The sequence below is a fragment of the Kitasatospora sp. NPDC059327 genome (genome assembly GCF_042752535.1).
Lineage (GTDB): Bacteria > Actinomycetota > Actinomycetes > Streptomycetales > Streptomycetaceae > Kitasatospora.
Genome location: NZ_JBHYYB010000157.1, coordinates 1 through 14,023, shown reverse-complemented (window position 1 = coordinate 14,023; position 14,023 = coordinate 1). Strand labels below are relative to the sequence as shown.

12 protein-coding genes are annotated in these 14,023 nt (G+C 73.7%); 2 read left to right on the top strand and 10 right to left on the bottom strand.

The genetic code is table 11. The features are described from left to right. Both ACFXHB_RS42065 and ACFXHB_RS42060 read left to right on the top strand, forming a co-directional pair. Positions 1-227 (top strand): hypothetical protein (locus ACFXHB_RS42065; protein WP_380582051.1); only part of this gene is annotated, 227 nt, incomplete at its 5' end. Positions 228-239: 12 nt separating this feature from the next. Continuing rightward, entirely contained in the window at positions 240-1,715 is a 1,476-nt protein-coding gene (locus ACFXHB_RS42060; RefSeq protein WP_380582049.1) for an NF041680 family putative transposase, read from the top strand. Positions 1,716-1,721: 6 nt separating this feature from the next. On the opposite strand, the gene ACFXHB_RS42055 is transcribed toward ACFXHB_RS42060, so the two are convergent. The 10 genes from ACFXHB_RS42055 to ACFXHB_RS42010 all read right to left on the bottom strand — a co-directional run bounded on the left by ACFXHB_RS42055 (position 1,722) and on the right by ACFXHB_RS42010 (position 13,901). Then, a complete protein-coding gene (locus tag ACFXHB_RS42055; RefSeq protein WP_380582048.1) occupies positions 1,722-2,201 on the bottom strand; it encodes a hypothetical protein in 480 nt (159 codons plus the stop codon). Positions 2,202-2,566: 365 nt separating this feature from the next. Beyond that, on the bottom strand, positions 2,567-3,037 hold the full coding sequence (locus ACFXHB_RS42050) for a hypothetical protein (protein WP_380582046.1): 471 nt from the start codon (positions 3,035-3,037) through the stop codon (positions 2,567-2,569). A 914-nt stretch (positions 3,038-3,951) separates the two neighbouring features. Beyond that, positions 3,952-5,451 (bottom strand): hypothetical protein, encoded by a 1,500-nt coding sequence (locus tag ACFXHB_RS42045; protein ID WP_380582044.1) that lies wholly within the window; start codon positions 5,449-5,451, stop codon positions 3,952-3,954. 947 nt (positions 5,452-6,398) lie between these two features. After that, on the bottom strand, positions 6,399-6,626 hold the full coding sequence (locus ACFXHB_RS42040) for a hypothetical protein (RefSeq protein ID WP_380582042.1): 228 nt from the start codon (positions 6,624-6,626) through the stop codon (positions 6,399-6,401). A 949-nt stretch (positions 6,627-7,575) separates the two neighbouring features. Next, on the bottom strand, positions 7,576-8,268 hold the full coding sequence (locus ACFXHB_RS42035) for a hypothetical protein (RefSeq protein WP_380582040.1): 693 nt from the start codon (positions 8,266-8,268) through the stop codon (positions 7,576-7,578). 894 nt (positions 8,269-9,162) lie between these two features. Further along, positions 9,163-9,627, bottom strand: coding sequence for a DUF6283 family protein (locus tag ACFXHB_RS42030; protein ID WP_380582038.1), 465 nt, complete (start codon positions 9,625-9,627; stop codon positions 9,163-9,165). Positions 9,628-10,989: 1,362 nt separating this feature from the next. Further along, entirely contained in the window at positions 10,990-11,589 is a 600-nt protein-coding gene (locus ACFXHB_RS42025; RefSeq protein ID WP_380582036.1) for a hypothetical protein, read from the bottom strand. A gap of 147 nt (positions 11,590-11,736) precedes the next feature. Continuing rightward, complete coding sequence (locus tag ACFXHB_RS42020; RefSeq protein ID WP_380582034.1) at positions 11,737-12,030, bottom strand: hypothetical protein; 294 nt, start codon at positions 12,028-12,030, stop codon at positions 11,737-11,739. Between the two features lie 1,118 nt (positions 12,031-13,148). Then, positions 13,149-13,439 (bottom strand): hypothetical protein, encoded by a 291-nt coding sequence (locus tag ACFXHB_RS42015; RefSeq protein ID WP_380582032.1) that lies wholly within the window; start codon positions 13,437-13,439, stop codon positions 13,149-13,151. Between the two features lie 216 nt (positions 13,440-13,655). Next, positions 13,656-13,901, bottom strand: a complete 246-nt coding sequence (locus tag ACFXHB_RS42010) for a hypothetical protein (RefSeq protein WP_380582030.1) — start codon at positions 13,899-13,901, stop codon at positions 13,656-13,658. Positions 13,902-14,023: the final 122 nt, after the last annotated feature.

The window sequence follows — 14,023 nt, the reverse complement described above, 5'->3', positions numbered from 1 at the left end:
TCTACCAACCTGCTGACCTGGTCAAACCGTTGCAGCGGACACCGGAACTGACCGGCTGCCAGCCCACGGTTTCCAAGATCCCCGACAGCATCAGGTACTCAGCTTGCCGTTTAACATCCGGCCTCGAACGATCGGTCGACAGCGTCACCCGTACGGGGGTTCCCCGGACGCCGGAGCGGCCTTCGCGTGATCCTGAACTCTGCGACGAGGCACAGGAATCAACGTGAAGGCCGTGATGAATGAGTGTGACGAAGAACGATGCCCGACGGGAAGCGTTCGCGGAACTGTCATGCTTCCGGGCGGACTTCTACGACTGCCTGGACGGACGCGGCGACGCGTTGTTCGAACTGGCCGACGCGCTGCTGTGCACGGACGGCCCGGTGAAGACGCTGGTGGACCTGTCGCTCTCGCCGGAACACCGACGCGGGCACGGTGCCATGTACGGCGCGCTGAACAAGGGCCGCCTGGACGTCGGCCGCCTGCGGCGAACGCTGGCGGGCCTGCCGCTTCCCCGGGCGGCCGATGGCCGACTGGTTCTGGCGGTGGACGTCTCGCCCTGGCTGCGGCCGGACGCCGCGACCGCGCCGGACCGCTCGTTCTGCCACACGTACGGCCGAGGCAAGGACGAGCACCGGATGATCCCGGGCTGGCCCAACTCGGTCGTGGCCGCACTGGAGACCGGCCGCACCTCCTGGACCGCGATCCTGGATACGGCCCGACTGGAGCCCGGCGCGGACGTCGCCGCCGTCACTGCCGTCCAACTCCGTTACGTAGTAGAGGGGTTGCTTGCCGCCGGTCAGTGGCGCAAGGGTGACCCGGAGATCCTGGTCGTCCTGGACGCCGGGTACGACGCGCCGCGCATCCACCACCTGCTGGCCGGTCTGCCGGTGCAGATCCTGGGCCGGCTTCGATCGGACCGGGTGATGCGCCGCCCGGCACCGACCCGCGCGGAGTTCGCCCTGGCCAACCCGGCCGGGGGCCGGCCGCCCAAGCACGGCGGTGAGTTCGTCTTCGGCCAGAGCGACACCTGGGGAGAGGAGCAGGCGGTGACCGTCACCGACACCCGCCTCTACGGCAAGGCCACCGCCCGGGCCTGGGACCGGCTCCACCCCAGGCTCACCCGGCGCGGGGCCTGGCTCGACCACGCCGACGAGCTGCCGGTCATCGAGGGCACCGTCATCCGGCTGAGCGTCGAGAGGCTGCCCAGCGGCGGGGTCAACAAGCCGGTCTGGCTCTGGTGGTCCGGCACCGGAGCCACCCCGGCTGATGTCGATCGCTGCTGGCAGTCGTTCCTGCGGCGGTTCGACATCGAGCACACGTTTCGCCTGTTCAAGCAGACGCTGGGCTGGACGAAGCCGAGGCTTCGCAGTTCGGAGGCGGCCGACCGGTGGACATGGCTGGTGATCGTCGCCCACACGCAGCTCCGCCTCGCGCGCCCGTTGGCCGCCGACCTCCGTCGGCCGTGGGAGAAGCGGGTCGAGTCGAACAAGCTGACCCCGGCCCGGGTGCGGCGGGGGTTCAGGAACCTCCACGTGCAGAGCCCAACGCCAGCGCGAGCACCGAAACCCTCCCGGCCCAGCCCCGGGCGCCCGCTCGGTTCGAGAAACAGCCGTTCGGCGACCCGTCACGACGTGGGACGGGTCCTCGCCACCGGCGAGGCGTACACCAGACCCGCTCACCACAAGAAGGGCACCAAGCCCCGGCGCACCGGCTGATGCCGGTCAACGGGCGGGGAAGGCCAGCAGCTCACGGTCCCATTCATCGGCTGCACGCAGCAGCTCAGCCTCAGTGAGCTCGATCTCCACCTCATACGGGGCCAGGTCGCCCTCGGTGTCCGGCCGCCACGGCGGCGAGGCCTCAAGCGACAGATGGACGCGGACCCTCACTGCCCCGTCGGTGCGACCGGCCAGACTGAAGGCCAGGACCGGTTCGATGAACGTCAAGGACGGCGACCACCCGCCTTCCCTGTCTGGCCGGGCCACAGCGACCCTTCCCCCAGCCGCAGCCCGCAACCAACGGGACAACCGTCGCCCCTCGTCGGTCAGCAGGACCGGATCGCTGAAGGACCAACGACCGTCGGGGGCCGTCACTCTGCCACCGATGATGAGCCAGTTGTCGTCGTAGGAGTCACCGCTCGTCGCGGAGAACTGATAGCCCACAGGCCGCAGCTCGACACTGCGTTCGTCGCTCGTCAGTAGCACCGCCACAGGATGTCACGGGCGACTGGGCGACTGGCGCGGAGACCCCACTGGCCGATCGGTCCCCGCGCTCACGGCTGGAACGTTAAACGGCAAGCTCAGGTCGCGGGAGCGGACGAGGGCCAGGCTCCAGGTGCCGGGGCGTCGGGTGACGATCAGGCTCCCTTGGTACAGGAGTAGGGCGTGGACGCGGGTGTGGACGGTGCGGGCCGCATGGGCGGTTCTCCTTCGGGGCACTGCGGGGCCGGGCTGGCGGTTGTGTGGCGTGGTGCGGGGTGGGTTCGACGGCAGCGGCGCGGCGGCCGGGACTGGGCTGGTGCTGGTCCCGGTGCGGCGCGCTGAGGGTGTGGGCGCACCGGGGTGGGCGGTCAGAACGTGAGCGCGGGGTGTTTGAACGGGTGGGTGAGCGGGATCGGGTCGTTGATACACGGGAGCGTGGTGAGGGTGCTGTGCGGGGCGAGCGCGAGGTAGCGGGTCACGGCGGTGGTGCCGCCGGTGGTGAGGGCGATGACGTCGCCGGTGGTCAGCCGGCTCATCGTGAGCGGCCACCAGGTGCCGTGGAGGTCGGCAGCGGTGGCCGTGGCGATGGCGCGGGCGCGGGTGGCGGCGGCGGGCAGGTCGGCGGCGTCGATGGTGAAGGTCAGGGGGTGGCCGAGGCGAGCGGGGTCGTGTACCTGAGCCAGGGGGTGCCAGGGTTGGAAGCCGTAGTGGCGCTCGGACCAGCCGTGTGGGCTGGTGGTGACGTTCATCAGGGCGGTCATGGTGTAGCGGGTGAAGGTGGTCCGGGGGGTGGTGCGTAGGAGGGTGCGCAGCAGGGAGGGGCGGCGGTGTGCGGGCATGGCGAGGCTCCCGGGTGGCGGGGTGGAGGTTTGGGGCGAGAGCGGCGGGCGCCGAGTGGCGCGGGCCGGGCCCGGGGCGGGGGCGGGGGCGCGGTGTTCGGCGCGGGCCCGGTCCGGGAGGTCTCTGCGGGGATGAAGGTAGCTACGCCTGCGGTCGGATCAACTGCTGCTGTGTCAGGTGTTGTTGTGGACGCTCTGGCCGGGTGGCCGGGGTCGGCGGGCGACCGGGCCCGGGGATTGCCCTGCTGGATGCCGGACGGCGGCGGGCACGGATGTGCGGGCCGGGCAGAGGCATTCAGGTGGCGGCCGCGGCCGGCTCGGGCCCGGCAGCATCGCGGCGGCGGGCCCACTGGAGCGGCCCGGCACCGGGCGCTGCCGCAGGGGCGGCCGGGCAGGTGTGTGCGTGGCGGTCCGGGGCTGGCGGACGGGAGTGGCCAGGCGTGCCGGGCTGGGCCGACCGGGGCACGGCGGTGTGGCGGGGCCGGGATCGGCTGGCGGCCGGGGGCGCGGTGATGGGCCAGGTGTCCGAGGTGGTGGCGCAGGGCCGGATCGGGGCGTAGCGGCGGGCGTCGCCGGGCCGGGGGGTGCCGCCCCGCGTCTTCCTCCTGGGGGGTGGGAGGGGCGCGGGGCGGCACGGGCGCCTCGACCCGTGTGGTGTCCGGGGAGGCGCCGGGGATGCCCGCACGGCCGCGGTGGGCACGGCCGCCGGGCGGGAACAGGACACACCGTAGGGACGGCAGAGCGCCGGTCAAGCCCGGGACGGAAGCGAGCGAAGTTGTGTCGGCGGCCCGCCCGGCACGGCGGCCGCCGGGAGCGGGAACGGTGACCGGGCCGAAAGCGGGGCGGGCGCGGCGGCGGGGCAGGCATGGCGGTGCCCGGCCACCGGTGGAGGCGGCGGCCGGGCGGGGCGGTGGTCAGGGTGTGGCCGGCTGGTTGATCTGGATGCGGAAGCGCGGGTAGTCGCCGGTGGCGAACAGGCGCGCGATGTCGGCGCCGGTGACGGCCGGGGTCGTGTGGGTGCGGTCGGGGTTGAAGAGGATGGCGGCTGGGTCGGCTCGGGCGTGGACGGTGGGGTAGATCTGGGCGAGGTAGGTGCGGAGCATGTCGAGCCAGGGCAGGCCCAGCAGGGTGCCCCAGACGGCGGCGGCGACCAGGGGCGAGAAGATGTCGCCGAGTTGCTGGCACTGGCTGGTGCGGGAGCCGGTGACCGGGAAGTCGGCGGGCAGGCCGACCAAGGCGCAGACTTCGGGGATGGTGAAGCGGCGGCCGGTCTCCTGGCAGTACCAGCCGCGGATCTTGCCGGTGACGGCGGGGATGGTGCGGTTGAGGGAGAAGGCGTTGCCGCCGCTGGTCTTGCGTTGGCCGCGGGTGTTGACACGGGTGTCCGGTGGCCAGCCGAGCGCGAGGGCGGCGTTGGTGCGGATCCGCGGGATGGCGACGGGGCCGGGGTGACGGTACCAGTGCGCGGACATGATGGCGCGGTTGCGGTTGCTGGCGGAGCCGAAGTCGGCGGCGTCCAGGTCCTGCCAGTGCACGGACTTGCATCCGGCGGTCCACAGTTCGGTCTGGATGTATTCCTGGACGTCTTCGGGCAGGGCCGAGCTCTGCTCGATGACGACGGTCTCGATGGGGGCGCCGATGGAGCGCAGGCCCAGGATCCAGATGACGGGGGCGAGCATGAGTCCGGCGGTGTCGGCGCTCATGTCGTCGACCAGGGACCACAGTTCAGTGATGGTGATGCCGGACGGCTCGATCATGTGGTCGTAGCAGTGAGCTTCGCAGTCGTCGGGGTCGTCGTGGTCGCACATCTCGGAGCCGTCGACCCACACGTTGCCGAGGTGGGCGCCGGCCTCGTCGATCGCGTCGAGGAGGATGTCCAGGTTCTCCTGGCGGCGGCCGAGTCCGCGGCCGGCGCGGGTCCAGTCGATGCACGGCATCGTGCACGTGACGCGCCGGGTGAAGCGCAGCGTGGGGTGGCGGGGGTCGAGGGTCTTGATGTCGCGTTGGATGACGGTGCATCCGGCCGCGGTGCTGGTGGCGGCCGCGTTCTTGTTCCACTCGACGCACACCATGTCGGCCTGAACGCCGAGGATCAGGCGCGGCCCGGCGCAACCGCCGCCGCAGCCGGCGCACAGGTTCACCCCGCGGGGCGGGTCGCCGGGCTGGGGCGGGTAGAGCCAGCGGGCGGGCCAGGGTCCGGCGAGCTGGTCGCGTTGGGCGGTGGTGAGGGAGTCGAGGAGGGCGACGAGTTCGGGGCCGTCGAGGGCGAACAGGTCCTCGTGCGTCGGTGTGGGGACAGTGGCTGTGGTGGCGGTGGGACCGTCGGTGTCGAGGGCGAAGAGCGGGAGGTCCTCGTACGCGGCGGGGCGGGCAGCGGCAGGTGCGGCAGCGGGTAAGGGCGTGGGTGTGGGCATGCGGGCTCCCGGCCTGGAGTGGGTGACCGGCGGCCGTGGCCGTGGCTGCGGCTCGTGGGGCGGGAGCGGGCGGCGGGGGCTGCGGCGGTGCGCGCTCACCCCGGCGAGGCCTGGCCGGTCTCGATGTCCTGGAAGGTAGGCGCGGTGGGCCGCCGATCAACCGGCCCGGCCCGGCCGGGAACCGGAAGGCCGGACGCGGACGCCGCCCCGTGCCCGGCCGTCCCCTCCCTGCTCCCGGACCGGCAGGCACCGGCGAGCACTCGGCGGGCAGCGGGACGTTCCCGGCCCGGGGGCACAGCAGCGGCCCGCGCGGGCGGGCCACCGGGCAGGCTCGGGTAGAACGGGTGGTGGTGGTCCTCGCGACTCGGCTGGCGCCGAGGCCGGGGTCGGGCGCTGCGGAGGCCGCGCGGCACCGCGGCTGGTGGGGTCGGCCGGGCTACGGACGGGTCGGTCGGAACCGGAGCAGCGGCGCGGGACGCGAGTGGGCGGCCCAGGGCTGAGGGGGAGCGGCCGCCGACGCCCGGAGGCTGCGCGGCACCGTGGCAGGGCTGTCACGCCGGCAGTTCCGCCCGAGGCTGAGCGGCTGTGGTAGGGCACCGACGGGGCTGTCACACCGGCTGACGGGGTAGCCCTGCGCGCCACCGGACGGGAGAGTAAGTGGTGGCGCCGGCCGAGACGGGGGCGGCCGCGTGCGGATGATCTCGCCGATCAGGCGGTCGGTTTCGGGGCCGGGACGGTCGATGTCGGCCCGGCCGGCGGCAGGCTCGGACGGCCATGCCCGCGGTGGGCACCGGCCGCACCGGGCTCGGGTGGTGCAGCCGGTGCCCGGCCGCCGGGGGTTCGGCGGCCGGGCGCTCAGGCGGGCACGCCGATCAGAGCGGCCGTCCTGGACAGTGTGCGGATGTCAGCGGGGAAATGCGCGCCGGCCCGGTGGAGCAGGAAGTTCGTCACTTCTCTTCCAGCGTTGGGGACTTGGTGTTGCCCCGGTAGATGTCGCCTTCGATGTAGGTGACCGCCGAGCCGTCGGAAGCCTGCATGCACCAGTAGTAGTCCGCCTCGCTCCACCTCCACGACCAGCCGGCGTCGGCCAGGCACTCCCACACCGTTGCGTCGCCGCCACCACCGTCGAAGAACGCGTCACCGACGCAACCCTCGGATGCGAGGATGCGGATCACGTCGTCCGCGTCTTCGCCGTCTTCAGCTCCTCAAGCTGTTCCTCGATGCCGACCCAGAAGTCGTCCAGCATGGAGATCACTCCTCATCTTGTTCTGCGGCGGGAGCCGCACTGCCGGTTCTGCGAGGCGCTGCCGCGCCGGTGGTGGGTGTCACGGCCGGGCGGCTGCTTGGCCAGCCATGGTGGTGTGGTGGCCGGGCCGGTCAACCCCTCCCCCGGGCGGGACCGGACCCGTTCCCGCCCGGCCGGGCCGCTCGCGGTGAGGTGGTGCGGCGCCGGGCCGGGTGACGGCCTGCGCGCTTGCCCGGGTGTCATCAGTGGGAAGGGCGTGGCCGCTGTTCCGCGGGGGCGTCGGGTTGGTGGGCGGCCGGGACCCTGCGAGGGGTGCGGGGTCCCGGCCGTCGGTGTGCCGCCCCTGCCCGGGGGGATGCGGGGCCGGCACGGGCGCCTCGACCCACCGGGGTGGTGGTGGTGGTGGTGGGGAGGCACCGGGGAAGCCCGCACGGCCGGGAAGCGGTCACGGCCGCCGGGCGGGAACAGGACACACCGTAGACGCGGCCCAGGGCCGGTCAACCCCGCCCGGGCGCCGGATAGTCGGCGGTGCGGTGGTGGCCGGGCGAGAGGCGGCGGACCTGGGCACAGCGGCCCCTGCCCTCCGGGGCGCGGCGTGGTAAGGGAGCGCAGGCACTTTGGCACACGACTGTGCCCCGTCGACCGGCGGTCGCGGTCGACGGGGCACAGTCGGGGTGGTCAGTGTGTGCTGATGACGGCCGGGGCCGGTGAGCGTGCCACCAGCGGGAAATAGCCGTGGGCCTGCCCGAGGAGCCACAAGGCGCGCTCAATGCCGTGGTCCTCGGGGTAGGCGGGGCCGCGGCGCAGCGGGGCCGTTGCGGTTCCGGGACCTTGGACGTCGGAGCTGGCGTCCGCAGCGGGTGCGGCACCGGTGAAGGTCAGGGGCAGTGTGGGAGGTCGCTGTTCGTCTTGCCGGAGGCATCGCCGTTCGGCTGCCGCTCCAGCAGGGCCCACAGCGGTACCGCCATCGGTTCGACGACGGGGGCGCCCCACCGGTCGGACCACGTGACCAGAACCCGTCCGGTCTCGTCGCAGTGCCCCGCGACAGCCGACTCCCAGACCTGTCCGGCGTACCGCACCGTGACCGGGGTGCCGACGGCCATTCGGAACGCGGGCCGTGCCTCTTCGAGACGGCCGACGACACCGGGCAGCGCCGCCGACTCCCGCAGGCTCTTCGACGCGTGCCGCAGCCCCATGCCGATCTCGGTGAGGTAGTACCAGCCCCGGCGGCCGTCGTGCCGCGCCATGCCGTTCTTGGCCATCGACCGGCGGGTGAGCGTGGGGGTGTCCCCCGGAAGCCGGCCGTCGGGCCCGCACCGCTCGATGACGTTCCGCTGGAACTCGGTGGTCCGCGGGATCTCGACCGGCACCTGCAGGGGCCGCTCCCGGCGGCGAAGGGCTTCACCGTCGGGGGTGAGGAAGTACAGGCCGGAGACCGGCGTGCCCTGGTAGGCCCATCCGTTGCGGATCATGACCTCCACGGTACGGCGCATCACGAACGGGGGGAGGGCACCATCGGCATGGGCTTGGTCGATGGCTTCCTGCTGGGCCTTGCTGGGCGTTGCGGGCATGGCGACTCCAGGTGTCATGGCGAAGAGGCGTGCGGGACGGTGCAGGTGGCGCGTCCGGGTGACCGTGGCGACGGGGTGCCGCCCCGCACCCAGACCTGGGAGTTCGGAGTGCGGGGCAGCACGGTAGGCACACGGCTGCGCCGGTCAAGGGCATGAACCGTGCCAGTGGGCAGGGCGCTTGGGACCGGTGGGCGAGAGACCGCGGTACGCGGGAACGGGACCAGCCGCCTGGGTGGGCGGCCCGGGCACGACTCGCGATGACGGCTCGTCCTTGCCCCTGTCCGGCAACTGAGGCCGGGGTGCGAGGGGCCGGGCCGCCGCGTGATGCGGGCGGCCCGGCAGGAGGCAGGGGGCCGTCAGCCGGTGTACGGGAGAGGATCTGGTCGCCGATGGCGACCAGCCGCCCGACCCGGAAGAACGTACCAGCCGTCGCGGCGCAGCGGTGCGAAGCCGGAGCAGGGGCAGCCGGCCCGCCCCGGCAGTGGGCAGGGACGCCAGCGGCGGTCATTGATGCGGGCGACGGCGCGCGGCGCGCGGGTCCGGTGGCGGTCTGTCCGCGCGATGGCGAGGCGGGAGGCGGCAGCGACTGGGGCGACGGCCGCCGCCGCGGGTGGCCGTCCCGTACGTCCGGGTGGGCGGTGTGAGCGGTCCGCGACGGCGGAGCGGCCAAGGCCTTCCGACCGCCCTCGCCGCCGGCCACGGCTGGGTCTGGTGGAGGTGCGGCGGGCCGGAGACCGCCGCACGGCACGCGTCCGGGGATCCCGCCGGGTGGGGTGTTGGCGGGCACCGGGTTGCCAGGTGCGGCAGGCCGGATGGGCCTTGGGCTGCCGCCGGGCCCGACGACAGCGCGGGCGGCGCGGACCGCGGTGTGGTGCGCCGGCCGGTGGGCCGTGCTCAGCCGAGACGTACGTCCCGCCGCGTTCGGATGATCTTGTCGATCAGGCGGTCGGCGTCGGAACCGGGACGGTCGATGTCGGTACGTCCGTGGTCGGCCGCCTGGGCCCCCGTGGAGAAGAGCGGTACCGGGGAGGTGTAGGTGGTCACGGCGTTGAACGTCGGGGCATCGATCTCACCTGTCAGCAGGGCGATCCGTGGCGCCAGCAGGGTCTCGGCGTGGCATCCGGCCCAGCCCGCGCACACGCGGCCGCACGCGCTGTCGGCGTCGTTCTGGTGGCACCGGAACATGCGGGTGGGCTGCTCCGCGGTCGGGGCGTCGTAGGCACGGAGCTTCTCGTACTCCTCGGCGGCCCAGATCCCTGAGGGGACATCGCGGCGGTAGGGGCAGCTTTCGCATGGACGCGGCGCCGGGGGGCGGATCGTGGAGGACGTGGAAGGAGCGTCCGGGTTCTCGCGGCGCACGGCAGGCCTTTCCATGGCGGTGGGGGGGAAGGATCGGTGGTGGCCGGGCGGCCGGGGTCACGATGGTCAGCGGGTTGGCGTACTCACCCTGCCAGACCCTGGCCGGTCCCGGTGCGCCCGACGGTAGGTGCGGGAGAAGGCCGGTCAACGGCCTGTCGAAAGCCGAGCCGGGCGCGAGGCGACCGACGACGCGCGGGGCCCGTCCGCAGCCCGGGACGGAGAGGCACGGGGCAGGCCCCTGTGGTGCGGCCGGGTGGGCTGGAGCTCCCTGCCCGGGCGGGGGGCGAACAGGGCGGCGCGGCGCGGCGGGGAACCACACGCCGTCCATCGCGGGCCGGGCCGAACGGAGGCCACCGCCGCTGCCTGGCCGGTGGCGGCGCGCGCCCTGGCGACGGCGCGGTTCTCGGCACGGCGGAGCTGCGGCGCTTCCGGGGTCTTGGCTGTCGGAGCTGGTGTCCGCTTACGGCGCCGACTCCCTGGGGGTGCAGGGGCGGCCGATGGACGCCGTGGTGCCCGGCGGAACACCATCGCGCAGCAAAGGATAGAGGTTCTCGGGTCGTTCAGGACTCCGTAGGGGCGCAGCGGGTCGGGGCGTAGCCGGGTGTCGGTGATGGGCAGGCCGATGTAGGCGACCCCGGCCAGGTCGGTCCAGGTCGGATCGACCACGCGGCCGTTCGGGGTGACGCACCAGGCGTGGGCGACGGGAACTGGTACGGAGGCGGGCATGGCGAACCCTTCGGCGTGCAGCAGTCCGGGGTGGGTGCGTTCGGTGCGTACCGCGTTGGCGAAGCACTCCCGTTCGGGTAGCGGGCTGATCTGGGTGGGGAGCTCGGCGGGGGTGAACCAGCGGCCTTCGGCGAGCAGCAGCGACTGGACCATTCGGTGGGTCCAGGTCCGGGTGGGGTGGTGGTGGGCGGGTTGGAGGGCGACGACCGCGTGCAGGTAGTCCAGCACCACCGTTTCGACGGCGGTGAGTTCGGCGGAGGTGTGCGGCGCGTTGATGTCGGCTCCTGGTGGTGACGTGGCCGCGGGTGGGTCGGGCGCACCCTATCCGGTTGCCGGCAGGCGCGGGAGGGGACGCCTGACGGCCAGGGCCCGTACGCGCAGGGGCAGCGGCGGGGGTTGCGGCGGGGTGTCTTCACTTGACGAGGTCGGGATCGTGAACGCCCGGTTCGTCGGCGCCTTCGGTGTCGGGTAGCGGCCGGGCGGGTCGAGGGAAGCATCAGGTCGTCGCGTGCGTCGGCCCGTCGGCTCCGCCGTGGACCGTCGCGGTGTCGGGGTCGTCCGGGGCCGCGGGAACGAGACCGCCGCCGTCACCTGCGCCCGGCCGCCGGTGACGGCGGCCGGGCGCAGGTGTGCCACTCAGTCGAGTGTCGAGTGCCCGCGGGAACGGGACCGGTGGTGACGGACGGTGCCGGGAGCCGGGGTGTCGTGGCCGGGAGCGCCGCAGAACGCGCACGGGTGCAGGAGTTCCACGCTGACGGGCCCGGCGGGGCTGGAATGGGCCGGGCGGTGGGGGCAGAGCATGGTGGTGTGCCAGACAGCGGCCAGGGCGGTGTGGCCGGCCGCGGCCAGGGCGTGGCTGAGGACGTCGGTGCCGTGCCCGGGGCTGCTGGTGGTCGCGGCCAGGGCGTCCGTCAGGGTGTCGGGAAGGGTGCGGGCACTGCCGTCGCGGGTGGTGTGGAAGGGGTGGGTCAGGCTGATGCCGTGACCGTCGGCCCACCAGCCCCATCCCGCGGCCGCGAACCGGTCGGTGACCGTGCTGGTGACGGTGTCGTGTTCGGCCGTGGTCAGGCGGGAGCGGAGCCGGGCGGTCACGGAGCCACTGTGGAAGGCGTAGGTGACCAGGGTTCTGCGGTGGGCGGGGAGCTCGGCGCTCACGGCGGCGATCAGGGGCGCGGCGTCGAGGGTGACGCGCAGCAGCGCGGCCGTGCGCGGGCCGGGCGGGATGTGGGAAGGCATACGGGCGCTCGTCTTTCCGGTAGCACGGGGCGGGAAGGGGCGGGGGGTGGGGCGTCCGGGTGGGGGCGGGGGTGGGGCGTCCGGGCAGCCGTGGCGATCGGACGCCCCCCACGCCGAGATCGGCTTGCGACGTGGCGTGACCACCATTCAGACGCCACTCGGCGCAACGTCGGTGTCGCCGGGGTCGGCGCCGTCGGCGATGAGCTGGTCCCTGATGCTGTTGCGGTCCTCCTCGCTGAGGGCCGCGTCGGGGTGGGGGGCGAGCATCGCGTCGAGGGCGGGCATCAGCTCGCCGACGGTGACGATGAACGTGTACAGACCCAGCGTCTCGATGATCTCGCCGTCGTTCTTCCACAACTGGGCGAAGACGTTGTGCAGCGGGCGGTCGTAGCCGAACTGGAGGTGCAGGTGTTCGGTGAGCGGCATGGTGTAGCGGGACAAGAGGGATCCTTTGATCGTGTCGGAGAGGGGTCAGGCACACGAGTGCGTGGGCAGCGGGCAGACCGGGGCGGCACGGAAGACCGGCACGGGCAGCGGCCGGGGCCCGGAGGCGAAGCACCGGTCCGATGTCCGCACGGGGCCGGGCGGTGACGGGGCGCCAGGAGGGCGGTGGGACGCGCCGCGGCCGGGACCCTGTGAGGGCGCGCGGGGCCCGGCCACCCGGGTGCCCCAGGCCCGGGGGAACGCGGTCGCAGCACACGAGGCACCGCGACCGCCCCCGGGTAGGTGGGGCGGGCAGGTACCGGGAAGCCCGCAGTACCGGAACGCGAGCGACACTCGACAGCGGCCGGGCGGGACAAGACACACCGTAGGAACGGCACGGCGCCGGTCAACCCCGCCACCGTGGCTGCACGACGGGGGTGTGGCGGGGTCAGGTGGGTTCCTCGGCGAACGCCTCCCGCGCGCGGGCGGGCAGTTCCGGCTGGGGTGCGGACAGGCACTCGGCGGCGTCGGCGGCGCGGCCGTGGTCCCTCGCCGGCCGGTACGGTTCGGCGGCGGTCAGGGTCAGGGTGTCGAGGGTTCCGGGGTTGGACGGCGATCACGGCCGTCTCCCGGTCGTTGGGACGCGGGCCGCCGAACGGGACCGGAGGCCGTCGGGGCGCGGCCCGCGGGGGCCGGGGTCCAGGTGCCGCCGTCGCGGCGCGGCACTGTCCGCCGGCGGAGGTGGCGGGCGAAGGTCTGCGCGGGTGGGTGTGGCCGGCGGGGGCGGCGGTGGGCACGGGTGGCCGGGTGGTGTCCCGCTGGGTGGCGAAGGCGTCGAGCGTGACGATGGCGCCCGTGCCCGGGCCGGGGTGCGCGGCGGTCAGGGCGAGGGCGACTGGACCGAACGGGCCATCGGCGTCCGCGGGTTGCGGACGGGCACGTCGTCGGGTCCGGGCCCGGCCCGGGCGGGGGCGGGGGCGGGGGCGGGGGCGAACAGAGCGGCGCGGCGCTGCGGAGCGGGAACCACACGCCGTCCATCGCGGGCCGGGCCGGGCCGGCGAACGCAGTCGCCGCCGCTTCCCGGGCGGGAGGCGGCGGCCCTTGTTCTCGTGCTGGCGGGCTTCGTGGTGGGACGGTCAGGTCGCGCGGTGGTGACCGGGCGGATCGAGAGCGTGGAGGGAGTCGAGGACGACCCGGGCGATCTCGGCCGCGCACTCCTTGGAAAGGGTCGCGCCTTCACCGCGCTGGACCGCGGCGACGCCGTCCGGGTCGAGGTGGATGGGGACGGTACGAGCGGCGAGGGCGATCGTGTCGAGCAGGTACTGGTGCTCAGCCCGGGCGGCCTGTGCCTGGCCGGTGGCGGCGCGGTTCTCGGCACGGGTGAGCACGCCGTTGATGTACAGGCGCTGGTCGTGGCGGTCGCTCACGGGAGCTCCTCGGCGTGGTGGTGAAGAGGTTCGACGAACAGCCGTGTTGATGGCCGGTCAGGTGCGGTGTGGGACGGGCACGACGCGGTAGCCCGTCTTTCCCAGGCGTCCGGTGGAGTGGCTGCGGACCTTGAGGGTGAGCGCACCGGCCGGCCAATGTCCGGCAACCTTCCGCACGTCGGGGGAACCTCACGCGTCTCCCGCTCGACGCTTCTGTCACTCGTCGTCGAACTCCAGTGGGTGCGGAAGCGGCTCCCACTCCGGCAGCCAGTCAGTGGCCGTCTGGCCGTTCAGCGCGAGGTGGAACCAGTCGCTGAAGCTCAGGTCGGTGTCGTGCCAGTCCGCCCAGCCGCGGCGAAACGCCGAGACCGTCCAAGACCCGCCCTCGCGAGGAACGAGGAACAGCTGATCGCCCTCGATCGTGTTCCCCCAGACCAGAGCCCCGCCCGGAGAGGGCAGCACGAGGTGCGGAACCGTCCGAGACGCCTCTAGTGTGATGCACCGCAAATCACGAGGGTAAGTTGGTACCCTTTTATGGTGTCACATCCTGGGCCTACTGCTGTGTCGATCGCGCTGTCTGACGA

Coding starts and splice junctions, on each gene's coding strand:
- ACFXHB_RS42060 (WP_380582049.1), top strand. CDS start 240: ATGAGTGTGACGAAGAACGATGCCCGACGGGAAGCGTTCGCGGAACTG.
- ACFXHB_RS42050 (WP_380582046.1), bottom strand. CDS start 3,037: ATGCCCGCACACCGCCGCCCCTCCCTGCTGCGCACCCTCCTACGCACC.
- ACFXHB_RS42045 (WP_380582044.1), bottom strand. CDS start 5,451: ATGCCCACACCCACGCCCTTACCCGCTGCCGCACCTGCCGCTGCCCGC.
- ACFXHB_RS42035 (WP_380582040.1), bottom strand. CDS start 8,268: ATGCCCGCAACGCCCAGCAAGGCCCAGCAGGAAGCCATCGACCAAGCC.
- ACFXHB_RS42025 (WP_380582036.1), bottom strand. CDS start 11,589: ATGCCTTCCCACATCCCGCCCGGCCCGCGCACGGCCGCGCTGCTGCGC.